Annotated in this window: 13 protein-coding genes; all 13 read right to left on the reverse strand. The window is 47.3% G+C overall.

The features are described 5' to 3' along the window. Positions 1-129: 129 nt before the first annotated feature. Positions 130-1,188, reverse strand: coding sequence for a sensor histidine kinase (locus DWW77_RS04905; protein ID WP_118608151.1), 1,059 nt, complete (start codon positions 1,186-1,188; stop codon positions 130-132). A 7-nt stretch (positions 1,189-1,195) separates the two neighbouring features. Then, positions 1,196-1,867 carry a response regulator transcription factor gene (locus tag DWW77_RS04910; RefSeq protein WP_022426863.1) on the reverse strand — a complete coding sequence of 224 codons (672 nt, stop codon included), beginning with the start codon at positions 1,865-1,867 and terminating at the stop codon, positions 1,196-1,198. Between the two features lie 27 nt (positions 1,868-1,894). Beyond that, the gene (locus DWW77_RS04915) at positions 1,895-2,335 is read right to left on the reverse strand and encodes an ACT domain-containing protein (protein ID WP_015526141.1); all 441 of its coding nucleotides are present in this window, start codon (positions 2,333-2,335) and stop codon (positions 1,895-1,897) included. A gap of 334 nt (positions 2,336-2,669) precedes the next feature. After that, positions 2,670-5,042 carry a ribonucleoside triphosphate reductase gene (locus tag DWW77_RS04920; protein ID WP_118608152.1) on the reverse strand — a complete coding sequence of 791 codons (2,373 nt, stop codon included), beginning with the start codon at positions 5,040-5,042 and terminating at the stop codon, positions 2,670-2,672. 214 nt (positions 5,043-5,256) lie between these two features. After that, positions 5,257-6,492 (reverse strand): GTPase HflX, encoded by a 1,236-nt coding sequence (gene hflX / locus DWW77_RS04925; RefSeq protein ID WP_118608153.1) that lies wholly within the window; start codon positions 6,490-6,492, stop codon positions 5,257-5,259. A 1-nt stretch (position 6,493) separates the two neighbouring features. Beyond that, positions 6,494-7,552 (reverse strand): tetratricopeptide repeat protein, encoded by a 1,059-nt coding sequence (locus tag DWW77_RS04930; RefSeq protein WP_022426860.1) that lies wholly within the window; start codon positions 7,550-7,552, stop codon positions 6,494-6,496. An 8-nt stretch (positions 7,553-7,560) separates the two neighbouring features. Continuing rightward, on the reverse strand, positions 7,561-8,907 hold the full coding sequence (gene glmM, locus DWW77_RS04935) for a phosphoglucosamine mutase (protein ID WP_015526146.1): 1,347 nt from the start codon (positions 8,905-8,907) through the stop codon (positions 7,561-7,563). A gap of 14 nt (positions 8,908-8,921) precedes the next feature. Next, entirely contained in the window at positions 8,922-9,839 is a 918-nt protein-coding gene (locus tag DWW77_RS04940; RefSeq protein ID WP_015526147.1) for a nucleotidyltransferase family protein, read from the reverse strand. Between the two features lie 56 nt (positions 9,840-9,895). After that, positions 9,896-10,972, reverse strand: coding sequence for a peptide chain release factor 1 (gene prfA / locus DWW77_RS04945; protein ID WP_015526148.1), 1,077 nt, complete (start codon positions 10,970-10,972; stop codon positions 9,896-9,898). Further along, positions 10,965-11,852 (reverse strand): peptide chain release factor N(5)-glutamine methyltransferase, encoded by an 888-nt coding sequence (prmC, locus tag DWW77_RS04950; RefSeq protein WP_022426857.1) that lies wholly within the window; start codon positions 11,850-11,852, stop codon positions 10,965-10,967. The genes prfA and prmC overlap by 8 nt, the downstream gene beginning before the upstream one ends. Beyond that, on the reverse strand, positions 11,839-12,837 hold the full coding sequence (locus DWW77_RS04955) for a DUF1385 domain-containing protein (RefSeq protein ID WP_015526150.1): 999 nt from the start codon (positions 12,835-12,837) through the stop codon (positions 11,839-11,841). The genes prmC and DWW77_RS04955 overlap by 14 nt, the downstream gene beginning before the upstream one ends. A 92-nt stretch (positions 12,838-12,929) precedes the next feature. Next, positions 12,930-13,133, reverse strand: a complete 204-nt coding sequence (gene rpmE, locus DWW77_RS04960) for a 50S ribosomal protein L31 (protein ID WP_015526151.1) — start codon at positions 13,131-13,133, stop codon at positions 12,930-12,932. A gap of 105 nt (positions 13,134-13,238) precedes the next feature. Next, positions 13,239-14,759: a transcription termination factor Rho gene (gene rho, locus DWW77_RS04965; RefSeq protein WP_118608154.1), complete on the reverse strand. Its 1,521-nt coding sequence runs from the start codon at positions 14,757-14,759 to the stop codon at positions 13,239-13,241. Between the last annotated feature and the right edge of the window lie 68 nt (positions 14,760-14,827).

The raw sequence follows: 14,827 nt of genomic DNA on the forward strand, positions 1-14,827 counted from the left end.
CTAAAGCAATCGAACCTGATGTAAGAATTACCCGAAACGCTATGTTATGGTTTCAGTATAAGAAAATTCTCCGGCGGCTGCCATCGAAGTGGCTTACATTTTACGGAGGAAGCTTACATTTGTGTAAGGTTAATACATCTCCAGATCTTTTTTCCACAGGCTCATCCGAACTTCCGTGCCTTTATCCACCTGGGAATCCACAGTGATCTCGTGACCCAGTTTTCTCAGGATCTTCCGGCTTAAATACAGACCGATCCCGGTAGCACGGTTGTCCTCCCGTCCATTGACGCCTGTGTAGCCTTTTTCGAAGATGCGCGGAAGATCCTCCGGCTGGATTCCGATGCCGGAGTCTGCGATGACCAGAGTTGCCGGGGCCGTATTACAAATCCCCGGGGCCGTATTCTGCTTCAAATTTGGATTCTCAGATACCCTGTTTCCACGCTCATCCTCCAGCCAGATTTCAATGCCGCCCGTTCTTGTATATTTCAACGCATTGGAAAGAATCTGTCCAATGACAAAACCAAGCCATTTTTCATCGGTAAGAACGATCGCATCTGTCCCCTCATATGATAACGAAAGCTTTTTTGACACAAAGATCCCTGCGTATTTATGGATCTGCTCCCGGATGATCCGATCCAGCGAGCATCGGGTCAGCTTCAGATCGGCGGACATGTCCTCCGTGCGAAGGTAGCCCAGCACCATCTCCACATACTGTTCAATGCGAAAAAGCTGTGCCAGGGACTCCCGGTTCTCCTCCGGCTCCTCCCGAATCAGCAGGCGTAGAGCAAAGATCGGCGTCTTGATCTGATGTGCCCACATAGTGTAGTAATCGGTCATTTCTTCCAGAGAACGCTGCCGTTCTGTCTCCGCACCCATCCGCATGCCGTCCAGTTTCCGGATGATATCCCTGTAAAGAAGCTCCACCTCATCGGTGGTCTCGCCCAGCCGGCCCAGATTAATCTCCGGAGCTTTTTCCACCAGGATTAAGTTCTGCACCTTCTGTCTGTAACAGGCATAACCGTATAAAAAAACGGCAGCTCCTGCTCCCAGCCACAGAACTGCCAGATAGACCGCCGCCTCCAGGGGAAGCTGGTACAGGCAGATCACTGCTGTCGACACAGCCGCCATAAAAACACAGGCGATGAAAAAAATTTTTGTCTGTTTTAAATATGCTCGAAATGATTCCATAAAAACCTCACACCATATATCCAAGACCTTTTCGCGTGATGATAAAATCCACAAGGCCTGCCGCCTCCAGTTTTTTGCGAAGGCGTGTAATGTTTACGGTCAGGGTGTTGTCATCCACAAAGCTGTCACTTTCCCACAGTTTTGTCATAATGGCATCTCTGGATACCGGTTTCCCTGCCTGGGAAAAAAGCAGTTCCAAGATACGCAGTTCATTTCTGGTCAGTTCCGTCTCCTCCCCGTTCCAGGTCAGTGTCGCTCTGGAAAGATTGAGAACCGCGCCTTTATGTTCCAGGACATTTCCCGGGTTTCCGAAGGAATAGGTTCTGCGGAGGATTGCCTGGATCTTGGCCACCAGTACGTCCATATCAAAAGGCTTGGCAATAAAGTCATCGGCTCCACGGCTCATGGCCATGACCATGTTCATGTTATCCGCTGCGGAGGAGATGAAGATCACCGGCACCTGGGAAACCTTTCGGATTTCCTCACACCAGTGAAAGCCATTATAAAATGGAAGTTTCAGATCCAGAAGAACAAGCTGAGGATCTTTCCCCGCAAATTCCTGCAGTATATTGGAAAAATCCTCAGCCAGAAAAACGTCATATCCCCAGGAACTGAGATGCTTTTTCAGAAGATTCGCGATTGTTTCGTCATCTTCTACAATAAAAATACGATACTTCATTCCTGTTTGTCCCTTTTATGCGATTGATTACGCCTCTGCTTCTCCATCCGGATCTACCAGGCGGTTCAGAACCTGGAATCCATTGTTACGGAGAACACTCTCTGCAACCAGAAGATCCTCACAGTGCATGATCGCTACCGGAACTTTCAGGCCTCTGTGGAAGAAGGTGTAGATGTAATGAAGGTTTACGTTGCTGTCGCCCATGACACTAAGAAGCTTGTCTAACCCACCGATCTCATCCTGAAGGTCTACCAAGATAGCCTGTGTGATACGAGTCATGTATCCATGCTCAGCCATGATCTCATCTGCTCTTTCCGGATTGTCGCATACCATACGGAAGTTTGCAAACTCCGGTGCGTCAAAGCAGCCGAAACCGTAGATATCGATCTGATTCTCTGCAAGAATCTTTGTAACTTTCTGAAGACTGCCTGGAGTGTTTTCTACGAAGACGATGTTCTGTTTTACCATAATAATTTTCCTCTTTTCTGTTATTCTTTTTTATTTTCTTTTTTTATTTTAGCATGAAATTTGGTGGAAGTGAATCCCTTCCCCAGCGGGGCCCTTCCGGGATGGAGCGTTTCGCGTATACATTCATACGTTAAAGCGTAACGCTTTTAATCATTAAATTTAGGTATAAGTATACCCATCTCGACATGAAATGTCAACCATCTTTTCCAGTCCCCAAATCTCAAACATAAAATATCATAACATAAAATTCCCAATATAAAAAAGGCCAGACACACATCCAACAGACATGCGTCCAGCCATCCATTTTTTACTTACAGTTATTTTGGCAAAAAACTCAATCCAACTCTTCGTCTACATACTTCTGTATATTAGAAGCATTCACATACTTCCTAACCTTCGCCCCGTCAGTAATGACAAGCGTCGGGGCCTGACGAATCCCATACTGCTTGACAAGCTCGGGATTCTGCTCAGCATCGATGATCTCCAGTTCTTCGCCTTCCAGCATTTTCTTTGCCATACGGCAGTTCGGACAAGTGCTGGTCGTAAAAAGATATTTATGAGATTCCACAGGCTGGATCTCCACCTCGTCACCCTTCATGGTCATCACACTGGTGTGGACCTTTTTCAGCTGGGAATGGGTAATATCATAGAGGGTACGATTCTTGTACTCCTGGGTCTTACCATCATTCCAGTTCTGTACAGGACGGTAATATCCTGTGATACGACTGTAAACCTCAGCCTTCTTTCCACATTTCGGGCAGGTGAAATGCTCGCCGCTGATGTAGCCATGCTCCTGACATACGGAATAGGTCGGTGAGATGGTGTAATAGGGCAGGCGATAATTCTCTGCGATCTTACGTACCAGCGCTGCCGCTGCCTTCCAGTCCGGAAGTTTCTCCCCAAGGAATGCATGGAATACGGTTCCTGAAGTATACAGAGTCTGCAGATCGTCCTGAATATCCAGTGCGTCAAAAATATCCGCAGTGTAATCAACCGGCAGATGAGAGCTGTTTGTGTAATACGGAGTGTCGCCCTCTTTTCCCGCTGTTTTGATATCCGGATAACGGCTTCTGTCGTGTTTGGCAAGACGGTATGCAGTGGACTCTGCCGGTGTTGCCTCCAGATTGAAAAGCTCTCCCGGATACTGCTCCTGATAGTCTGAAAGACGGCTTCTCATATGCTCCAGAACCTCTTTTGTAAACTTCTGGGTTTCCGGATCTGTCATGTCTTTTTTCAGCCAGCAGGCATTTAAGCCCGCTTCGTTCATTCCCACAAGACCGATGGTGGAAAAATGATTGTCAAAGCTTCCAAGATATCTCTTCGTGTACGGATACAGTCCCTCATCCAGAAGCCTACTGATCACATCTCTCTTGATATGAAGAGATCTTGCGGAGATATCCATCATGTGGTCCAGGCGCTGATAAAATTCCTTCGGCGTTCTGGAAAGGTATGCGATACGCGGCATATTGATGGTAACAACGCCTACAGAGCCTGTACTCTCACCGGAGCCAAAGAATCCACCACTCTTTTTGCGGAGCTCACGGAGATCCAGGCGGAGGCGGCAGCACATGCTGCGGATGTCGCTTGGCTTCATATCACTGTTGATATAATTGGAAAAATACGGAGTACCGTACTTGGAAGTCATCTCAAAGAGAAGACGGTTGTTCTCGGTATCAGACCAGTCGAATTCCTTTGTGATGGAGTAGGTCGGGATCGGATACTGGAATCCACGTCCGTTGGCATCTCCCTCGATCATGGTCTCGATAAATGCCTTATTGACCATATCCATTTCTTTCTTACAGTCCTTATATTTGAAATCCATGTCCTTGCCGCCTACGATAGCCGGAAGCTCTGCAAGGTCGTCCGGAACGGTCCAGTCCAGTGTAATGTTGGAAAATGGTGCCTGAGTGCCCCAGCGGCTTGGAGTATTTACGCCATATACAAAGGACTCAATGCATTTCTTAACCTCCGGATAGGAAAGGTTGTCTGCCTTTACAAAAGGTGCCAGATAAGTATCAAAGGATGAAAATGCCTGTGCGCCCGCCCACTCGTTCTGCATGATACCCAGGAAATTTACCATCTGGTTGCAGAGTACACTTAAATGCTTTGCAGGTGCAGAAGTGATCTTACCCTCAATACCACCAAGTCCCTCTCGGATCAGCTGCTTCAGGGACCAGCCTGCACAGTAACCGGTCAGCATGGACAGATCATGGATATGGATATCTGCATTTCTGTGTGCATCTGCGATCTCGTTGTCGTAGATCTCAGACAGCCAGTAGTTTGCGGTAACTGCTCCGGAGTTGCTTAAGATCAGACCTCCTACAGAATAAGTAACCGTTGAGTTCTCCTTTACACGCCAGTCCTCAACCTTTACATAGCTGTTTACGATTTCTTTATAGTCAAGGATGGTGGATTTCATATTGCGGATCTTCTCACGCTGCTTACGATAAAGGATATACGCCTTGGCAACATCAGAATATCCGGCCTGGATCAGTACGTTCTCCACACTGTCCTGGATATCCTCAACAGAAATCCGGTTGTTCTCGATCTTATTCTGAAAATCCGCTGTAACACGAAGTCCCAGAAGATCGATCATATCCGAACTGTAATTCTTACCTTTGGCATCAAATGCCTTATCAATTGCCGCAGTGATCTTCCCCATTTTAAATTCGTCTAATTCACCGTCTCTTTTTACTACCTGAAACATAAGAAAATGCCTCCCTCATGCATTTATTTATAAGCGGATATTTCATTCCGCCTCACTTGCCTGCTTACGAACACACTCCGTTTCACAATCTGTGTTCAAAGCGCTGTAGGCTTATTGTATCAGACACGCCTCTTTGCGTCAACATAAAAAGTACCATATATAGTGCCCGTTTTGTTCACGGTACTATATATGGTACTGAGTAGATATTTTAACATTATGTGACTTTCGGATAGATTTCCCGCGGAACTCTTGCTTTTACAGCAATCCCTCCTTCGGTATACTCTTCCGAAAGAAGCTGTCCATACTCACGGATCAGCTGGATCTGACCGGCCTCCGAATAAGGAAAAAGCCGTTCCATATAAATCTGTCCTTCTGCCAGTATCTCAGAAAGAAGCTGCTTAAATTCCTCAAGCCCCTCTCCTGTCCGTGCGGAAATCTTCAGCGTATGGTCTGCCCGGAGATCCCGGAAGCTCTCCCCGGAAACACGGTCCTGCTTGTTAAAAAGTGTGATCGTCTTTTTTCCCAGAGCACCAAGCTCTTTCAGGGTTTCATATACGATATGCATCTGTATCTCCGCCTGAGGATTGGATGCATCTACCACATGAATGATATAATCCGCATATTTGGCTTCCTCCAGAGTACTTTTGAAGGCTTCCACCAGATTGTGGGGAAGCTTGCGGATAAAGCCTACGGTATCCGTAAGAAGAAGCTGCTGTCCGTCATCCAGTGTCAGAAGACGGGTAGTCGGATCCAGTGTGGCAAACAGCTTATCCTCCGAAAGCACCGAGGCGCCTGTCAGTGTATTCAGAAGCGTTGACTTTCCTGCATTGGTATAGCCGACAATGGCTGCTGTCTTCAGATTTCCCACAGCTCTTCTGGAACGGATCAGCTCTCTGTGCTTTTCCACCTGGGAAAGCTCCTGCTTCAGTGCGGAAATCCTGTTCCGGATCAGACGACGGTCTGTCTCCAGCTTTTTCTCACCGGGGCCTCTGGTTCCGATTCCTCCTCCAAGTCGCGAAAGAGAAGAACGTAGTCCCACAAGACGTGCAGACCGGTAACGAAGCTGTGCAAGCTCTACCTGGATCTTGCCTTCACTTGTGACGGCACGCTTCGCAAAAATGTCAAGGATCAGCAGGGTACGATCCATAACCTTGCACTCCAGCTCCCGCTCCAGATTATTCATCTGGGCAGGAGAAAGCTCATCGTCACAGATCACACCATTGGCATCCAGGGCATAGAGAAGACCCTTTACCTCTTCGATCTTGCCTTTTCCGATATAGGTGCCCGGATGTACGGCCTCACGATTCTGAATGATCCTGCCTGCAACCGCCGCACCTGCCGTAGCCGCAAGTTCTCCAAGCTCATCCAGGGATTCCTCCATGTCATCCCCCCGATCTGCCTGGACACCGATCAGGATAACCCTGTCCTGTATTTCCTCAAAATATTCCATATCAGCCCTCCGAAGACGTTCTGGTTTTCAGGAAAGCCCGCTCTTTTTTTGCAGCGGAATCTTCAGGGAACATCTCAATATATTCCTGGACCTTGGTCAGTGCAGTAGCAAAATCCAGCTTTTTTTCATAGGCTACGATCTCATTGAACAGAAGACTCTGCATCTCGTCTGTGGTAGCTGTCGGAAGGCCTTTTGTGATGTTATCAAGAGCGGAATCATAATCTCCGCTTCGGATATCGCACAGTGCCAGACCATTATAGCCCTTGGCGGAATCACCCACTGCGGAAATATACTGCTTGTACATTGCCTGGGCATTTTCCACATCATCCTGGGCCAGATATACCATTCCCAGAAGAAGCAATGCTTCCGTATTATCCTTCTTGGTTGCTTCCAGAAGCTCTTTTTTTGCGTTGCTGTAGTCTTCCATATAGTAGTAGACACGGCCTCTGTCACAGTGGTCCTGGGCATCCTTGGCCTCAGAAGAAAGAGCAGCTTCCAGATATCTGGTTCCGTCCGCTTCCATATCCTTGTCCAGATATGCCTCATAGATCTCGATCGCCATATCATAGGTGGAATCTTCTCCATAGGCCTGTTTGAAGTTAGATGCGGCTTCTTCGTAGGAATCCATGGCAAGGGCAACCTTTCCGGTGAGGAAATAACTACCTGCATCCATGGAAAAATCTTCTCCAAGTGTCTGGCAGTCTGCCATGGCATCCTCGTATTTTCCAGACTTCAGCTCTGCAGTAGCCCGGTAGGACAGGATATCCTTACGAAGGCTTTTGCTTACTTTATCGCAGTTCAGAGCTTCCGTGAAGCTATTCACCGCATCCTCATATTTGCCAAGACGCAGGCTTGCGATACCTGCCCCGCGATAGGACTGTGCCAGCTTCACTCCGTTCTGGATCGAGCTCTGGTACTCCTCCAGGGCATACTTGTAGCTTCCCTGGGAAAGATCCTTTCCGGCCTGTTCATATATTTTTGTTTTTTCACTGCCACAGCCGCCCAGAAGCAAGGCTCCTGTAACGGCTGCAAGAATCAATACGGTCTTTGTTTTTTTCATGGAATTCCTTATTCTACAACAAGCCCTTCGGCTTCCATCACATCAACAACACTATCTACATATTTATGGCAGAGATCATCCGTTCCCGCTTCTACCATAACACGGATCAGCGGCTCTGTACCACTCTCACGTACCAGGATACGTCCGTCATCACCAAGTGCCTCTGCGGCTGCCTCAATGGCTGCTTTTACCTTTTCGTTCTCCAGTGCTGTTTTCTTGTCGGAAACACGCACATTCCGGAGAAGCTGCGGATAAACCTTCATCTCCTTTGCAAGGTCGCAGAGTGTAGCCTTCTGATCTACACATGCCTCCATGATCATAAGAGAAGTCAGGATCCCGTCACCGGTAGCGGAATAGCGGCTGAAGATGATATGTCCGGACTGTTCACCACCGATACTGTAATTGTTTTCCATCATGTTCTCGGCAACGTATTTGTCACCAACTGCAGTCTGCTCATAGTCGATGCCTTCACGCTCCAGAGACTTGTAAAGACCAAGATTGGACATAACGGTTGTTACAACTGTATTTCCGTTGAGCTGGCCTTTCTCTCTTAAATATTTGCCGCACACATACATGATCTTATCACCGTCAATGATGTTTCCGCGGTGGTCTACGGCGATACAGCGGTCTGCATCACCATCGTATGCAAAACCGATATCCAAGCCTTTATCTACCACGAACTGTCTCAGAACTTCAATGTGTGTGGAACCGCAGCCACGGTTAATGTTGGTTCCGTTTGGCTCATTGTTGATCACATAGGTTTTTGCACGAAGTGCGTCAAAAACGCTCTTGGCAATGGCGGATGAGCTTCCGTTGGAGCAATCCAGCCCAACCTTGATATTTTTGAAATCATGGCATGGGATAGAGATCAGATGTCCGATATAACGGTTTCTTCCGGATGCAAAATCCACAGTACAGCCGATATCTTCTCCGGTTGCCAGCGGAAGCTCCTCGATCTCGCCGTCCAGATATGCCTCGATACGTGCTTCAATATCTGCGGAAATCTTCTGTCCGTTCTCATTAAGGACCTTGATCCCATTATCATTAAACGGATTATGGCTTGCGGAAATCATGATACCGCAGTCAAAATCTTCTGTACGTACCACATAGGATACACTTGGAGTTGTGGTTACATGAAGCAGATAGGCATCTGCTCCGGATGCGGTAAGTCCTGCCGCAAGGGCATACTCAAACATGTAACTGCTTCTTCTTGTATCCTTGCCGATCACGATCTTCGCCTTGTGATCTCTGCCGTAATACCAGCCGAGATAACGTCCCACGCGAAATGCATGATCTGCTGTAAGTTTTACATTTGCTTCACCACGAAAACCATCTGTTCCGAAATATTTACCCATAATGTTCTCCTTTATTACTGATACAGTCCTTCCGGATAAACGCCGTCATCTGTAAGTTTTTTGAATGCAGCCTGTACAGATGCCTTATCCTCCTGATAGGTAACACCGAACCACTCGTCCTTTGTCTCAAGAACATCTACCGCTGCTTTTCCGGAATGGATCAGCTGGTCGATAAGCTCAGGAAGAAGATACTCTTTTTTGATGTCTCCCTCTTTGATCCCGCCAAGAAACTCAACGAAGCCTTTCTCAAGGATCTCCATAAATTCCGGTGTCAGTCCCCACATATTCATGGAAACAAGGCTCTTTGTATCCAGTGTTTCTGCTGTACCATCGTCATTTCTTGTCTCTGCGCCGTCTGCTGTCTTGAAGATGTTATGTGTCTCTGTAACGCCCACAAGCTTGCCGTCCTCAATATGGCACACTCCTCTTGTGACGCTTCCGTTGTCACTTAATGTATTTCCAAGGCGGAAACCTGCCATGCAGATGTGCATCGGGCCATCCTGCGGATGATCCTGTACCAGGTAGTCATGCACCTTTACGTAGGCTTCTTTTCCGTAGTAGTCATCTGCATTGATCACAGCGAATGGCTCGGAAAGGACTTTCTTTGCTGCCAGTACAGCATGTCCGGTTCCCCATGGCTTGGTACGGTCCGCCGGTTTTGTAAAATTGCCCGGAAGATCGTCGATCTCCTGGAATGCATAAGCAACTTCTGTAATGTTGGAGATACGGTCTCCGATCACTTTTTTGAATTCATCTTCAAGGTCTTTGCGGATGATAAATACGACCTTGTTGAATCCTGCCTCCAGTGCATCATGGATGGAATAGTCCATAATGATCTCGCCCTTCGGGCCTACCGGTGCAAGCTGCTTGATTCCTTTTCCAAAACGGCTGCCGATACCGGCTGCCATGATCACCAGTGCTGTCTTTTTCATTTTCGTTTCCTCCTGATTTATTATAATTTTTTGAACTCTGTAGCTGTAATCAGCGCTTACTCCTGTTCATTCAGCTTTGTCAGCTTTACTGCCTGGTCTGCTGCGATCAGACTGTCAATGATCTCATCCAGATCTCCGTTAAGGATATTCTCAAGACGATGAAGGGTAAGCTTGATCCTGTGGTCTGTTACACGTCCCTGAGGGAAGTTGTAGGTACGGATCTTCTCGGAGCGGTCACCTGTACCAATCTGGCTTCTCCTTGCCTCTGCCTCAGCGTCATGCTGCTTGGCAAGCTCCATCTCATACAGACGGGAACGGAGCACACGAAGTGCTTTATCCTTGTTCTTAAGCTGAGACTTCTCATCCTGGCAGGAAATCACGATTCCTGTAGGGATATGAGTAAGACGTACTGCGGAGTCTGTGGTGTTGACACACTGACCACCGTTTCCGGATGCACGGAACACATCGAATTTACACTCATTGAGATCCAGATGGAAATCAATTTCTTCCGCCTCCGGCATGATCGCTACCGTACAGGTAGAGGTATGGATCCTTCCGCCGGACTCTGTCTCCGGTACTCGCTGTACACGATGAACACCGCTTTCGTATTTCAGTCTGGAATATGCACCCTCACCCTTGATCATGAAGGTAACCTCCTTAAAGCCGCCGATGCCGTTCTCATTGAGGCTGAGCATCTCGGTTTTCCAGCGGCGGGACTCCGCGTATTTCACATACATACGATAAATCTCTGCTGCAAAAAGTGCTGCCTCATCACCGCCTGCACCTCCACGGATCTCAACGATAACGTTCTTGCTGTCGTTAGGGTCCTTCGGAAGAAGAAGGATCTTCAGCTCATGCTCCAGCTCCTCCACTCTCTTTTTTGCATCGGAAAGCTCTTCCTTCAGCATTTCACGCATCTCTTCGTCCTTCTCGCTCTCCAGCATGGAAAGACTGTCCTCGATGGTTTCCTTATTTTTCTTATATTCTTTATATGCGTCAACGATTGGCTGCAGGTCGCTCTGCTCCTTCATCAGCTTCTGAAAATGTGCCGGATCGTCGGTTACTCCCGGTTCTCCCAGCTCATTGAGAAGTTCTTCAAAACGTACCAGCAGATCATCCAGTTTATCAAACATGTATTTCCTCCTGTTTCTGTCCAAGCACCACACGGTCAAGGCCCGGCAGATCCTTTACGATCTGAACCCCGGTAAAACCGGCTGCTTTCATCATTGTACTGACCGCCTCCCCCTGGGTGCAGCCGATCTCATACAGAAGCCATCCGCCTGGTTTCAGGTACCTTCCGGCCTCTGCTGTGATCTTTCTGTAAAAATAAAGCCCGTCTTCCATTCCGTCAAGGGCCTTCCTCGGATCATGAAGGCGGACTTCTTCCATCAGTGTTTCAATTTCTTCTGTTGCGATATAAGGCGGGTTTGAAATAAGGATATCATATTTCCCACTATCTTTTCCACCTTTTTCACAAAAATACGGTGCTGAGAACAGATCGCTTTCCACAAAATCCGCCCGGTTCTCCACCTTTAGAATACCTGCATTCTTTTTTGCCACTTCCAGTGCTTCCGGTGAAACATCCACACCGGTCCCACAGGCATCCTGCCGTTCCAGAAGAAGGCTGAGCAGGATGCAGCCGGAGCCGGTACACATATCCAGGATCTCCGGTTTTTCCACATCCCCAAGGTGTTTCAATGCCTCTTCCACCAGAGTCTCCGTATCCTGTCTCGGGATCAGCACGTTTTCATTTACATAAAACTCATAGCCCATAAAAAAAGCCTGATGAGTCAGCTGCTGTACAGGAATATGTCCTGCCCGCCTGTCGATCAGCGTAAGATACTCTGCTGCGGTCTCATCAGACACCGGTTCATCTCCATGCGCAAAATAATATGCCCGATTCTTTCCGGTCTTAAATTCCAGAAGGAGCCAGGCATCCAGCCCGGCTTCTTCCAATCCGTTATCTTTCAGTATTGTTGTACCTTTTTTCAGAAGGGACTCAAGAGTCTGCATTTTCTGTCTCCTCTGTCTCATATGGGATGTCCAGGTCAAATTCCTCTTTCAGATAGGCTCTCCAATCAAAAACAGCCTCAACTGCTTTAATGGCTACCTCTGCCATATCTGCAGCAGGCTCCTTTGTGGTGAATTTCTGCATGGCAAGACCTGGTTTACTCATAATGTCCGCAAATTTACTGTCTGTTCTTCCTGCCCACTGGATGATTTCAAAGGAAATCCCCGCAACTACCGGTACCATGAGAAGTCTTCCCAGCAGTCTCACCCAGTAAAACGGCACCGCCACAAACATAAAATGCAGCACAATACTTACCAGCATGACCAGAAACAGAAAGCTTGTTCCACAGCGCTTATGAAGCCTGGAGCTCTTTAACACATTCTCTACCGTCAGAGGCAGACCATGCTCCACACAGTTGATACATTTGTGCTCCGCACCGTGATACATAAATGTCCTCTGGATATCCTTCATTCTGGAAATCAGGAACATATATCCCATAAACAGTGCCAGCTTCACAAAGGCTTCCACTATGGTGACCAGAAATTCCGAAGCACCTACCCCTCGGATCAGACTGGCCAGTACATACGGAAGAAACATAAAAGCAGCCACAGAAACCACCATGGAGATAGCTACCGTAATGTAAAGAAGCCACTTGAACTGCTTATCCTCTTTGGCTTTCTTTGCAGAACGCTCTTCTTCTGTAAGCTGCTCATTCTTCCTGGCTGTTTCCTCATCTTCCTCGTCTCCTGCGATCTCCGCAGAATACATCAGGCATTTCGTGCCTACCACAAGAGAATCCACAAAGCTTACCACACCACGGATGATCGGTTTCTTCAGAAATGCGTGATTTCCGAAGATACATTTATAATCCTCTACCTTCAGCTCGATCTCCTGGTCCGGGCGGCGCACTGCGATAGAATATTTGTCCTTGTGGCGCATCATGATGCCTTCCATGACCGCCTGTCCGCCGATATTCGATGATCTCATTCATTCTCTCCTGTGCAAATTTAAAATTTTTCAGTTAAAGAAAGGTTGAGATTTCCCAACCTCAACCTTCTCATTTCCTGTATTCGCAATAATTACTTATTCAGGCCGTATTTCTTGTTGAACTTATCGATACGTCCACGAGCCTGTGTAGCCTTCTGCTGTCCTGTGTAGAACGGATGGCATTTGGAACAGATCTCAACATGGATGTCCTCTTTAGTAGAACCTGTTACGAAAGTGTTTCCGCAGTTGCAGGTTACAGTTGCCTGATAGTAGTTCGGATGGATTCCTTCTCTCATGATTTTCACCTCTCTATATATTTAATATTATTCGTATTCAATTGACGAATTCCATTTTAAACAGCTTGCTAAGTATAACATAGCTTTCCCTAAAATGCAAGGACTTTATAAAAATTTCTGTTTCTTTACAGTCTGTACCAGTTCTGCATTGTTCCTGGTTCTGGCAAAGGTATTCAGGATCTGTTCTACTGCCTCATCCGCTTTCATTCCGTTGAGAGCTTTTCGCATAATATAAACCGCTTCCTGTTCATCCTTGCTGAGAAGCAGATCCTCTCTTCTGGTTCCGGATTTCTGGATATCAATGGCCGGGAATACCCGTTTCTCCTGTAATTTACGATCCAGGACAAGTTCCATATTACCGGTTCCCTTGAACTCCTCATAAATAACATCGTCCATCTTGCTTCCGGTATCCACAAGTGCGGTTGCCAGAATCGTCAAGCTTCCGCCCTCGCGCATATTACGGGCTGCGCCAAAAAATCTTTTGGGCATATGGAGAGCCGCCGGGTCAAGACCACCGGATAAGGTTCTTCCGCTTGGCGGGATGATCAGATTATAGGCTCTGGCAAGTCGTGTGATCGAATCCAGAAGAATGATCACATCCTGTTTATGCTCTACAAGACGGCGCGCACGCTCCACAACCATCTCGGAAACTCTCTTATGATGTTCCGGAAGTTCATCAAATGTAGAATAGATCACTTCCACATTCGGTCCCTGGATTGCCTCTCTGATATCGGTAACCTCCTCAGGACGCTCATCGATCAGAAGAATGATCAGATGCATATCTCTGTTATTCCTGAGGATAGATTTGGCAACATCTTTCAGAAGGGTTGTCTTACCTGCCTTTGGCGGAGATACGATCATTCCTCGCTGGCCCTTTCCGATAGGACTGATCAGATCCACGATACGCATGGCCGTTGTGCCGCCTGCACGTTCCATGACAAGTCTCTCATTCGGAAAGATTGGTGTCATATCTTCAAAATTATATCGTCTCTGTCCCTCACTCGGATGGAAACCGTTAATGGAAGATACGTAAAGAAGGGCGCTGAACTTCTCTCCCTGAGTCTTAATGCGGATATTTCCCTGGATGATATCACCGGTCTTTAAATTAAAACGTCGGATCTGGGAAGGAGACACATAAATGTCATTCTCACCCGGCATATAATTCTCGCATCGGATAAAACCATATCCATCCGGAAGAACCTCAAGGATCCCGTTAGCCTTTTCACCACTGTCCAGCTGGGTAGATTCTGACGGGACATTCCCGTTCTCCCTTACAGGTTCCCGGTTATATTCACGATTGTACTCTCTGCGGATATTTGTGTTTCTGTGTTCCTGCTCATTCTTATCACTACGATATTCCTTCCGCTGCTCCTGAAGACCTTCCCCTGCCGGACGGGTACGATATTCTGTTTTTTCCGAATCATAGCTTTTTTCTTTTGCAGTATTTTCTGCCGGTGTACTTTTGTGTACTTCTTCGGGATTTCCTCTGTCGGACTCTTTGGCGTCCTCCTCCAGCATCCGCTCGATCAGTGCCGGTTTTCTCAGAGTAGAAATCCCCTTCATCCCTCTCGCCTTTGCCAGATCCTTCAGCACCGCCAGAGACAATGATTCATACTTTTCTCTCATATTAAATCCTCTATTCTTAAATCTGATAAATTATATGTTTGTTGTTTATGGAATCAGATACAACCTGA

Source organism: Ruminococcus sp. AF17-12 (assembly GCF_003479245.1).
Classification (GTDB): domain Bacteria; phylum Bacillota; class Clostridia; order Lachnospirales; family Lachnospiraceae; genus Blautia_A; species Blautia_A fusiformis.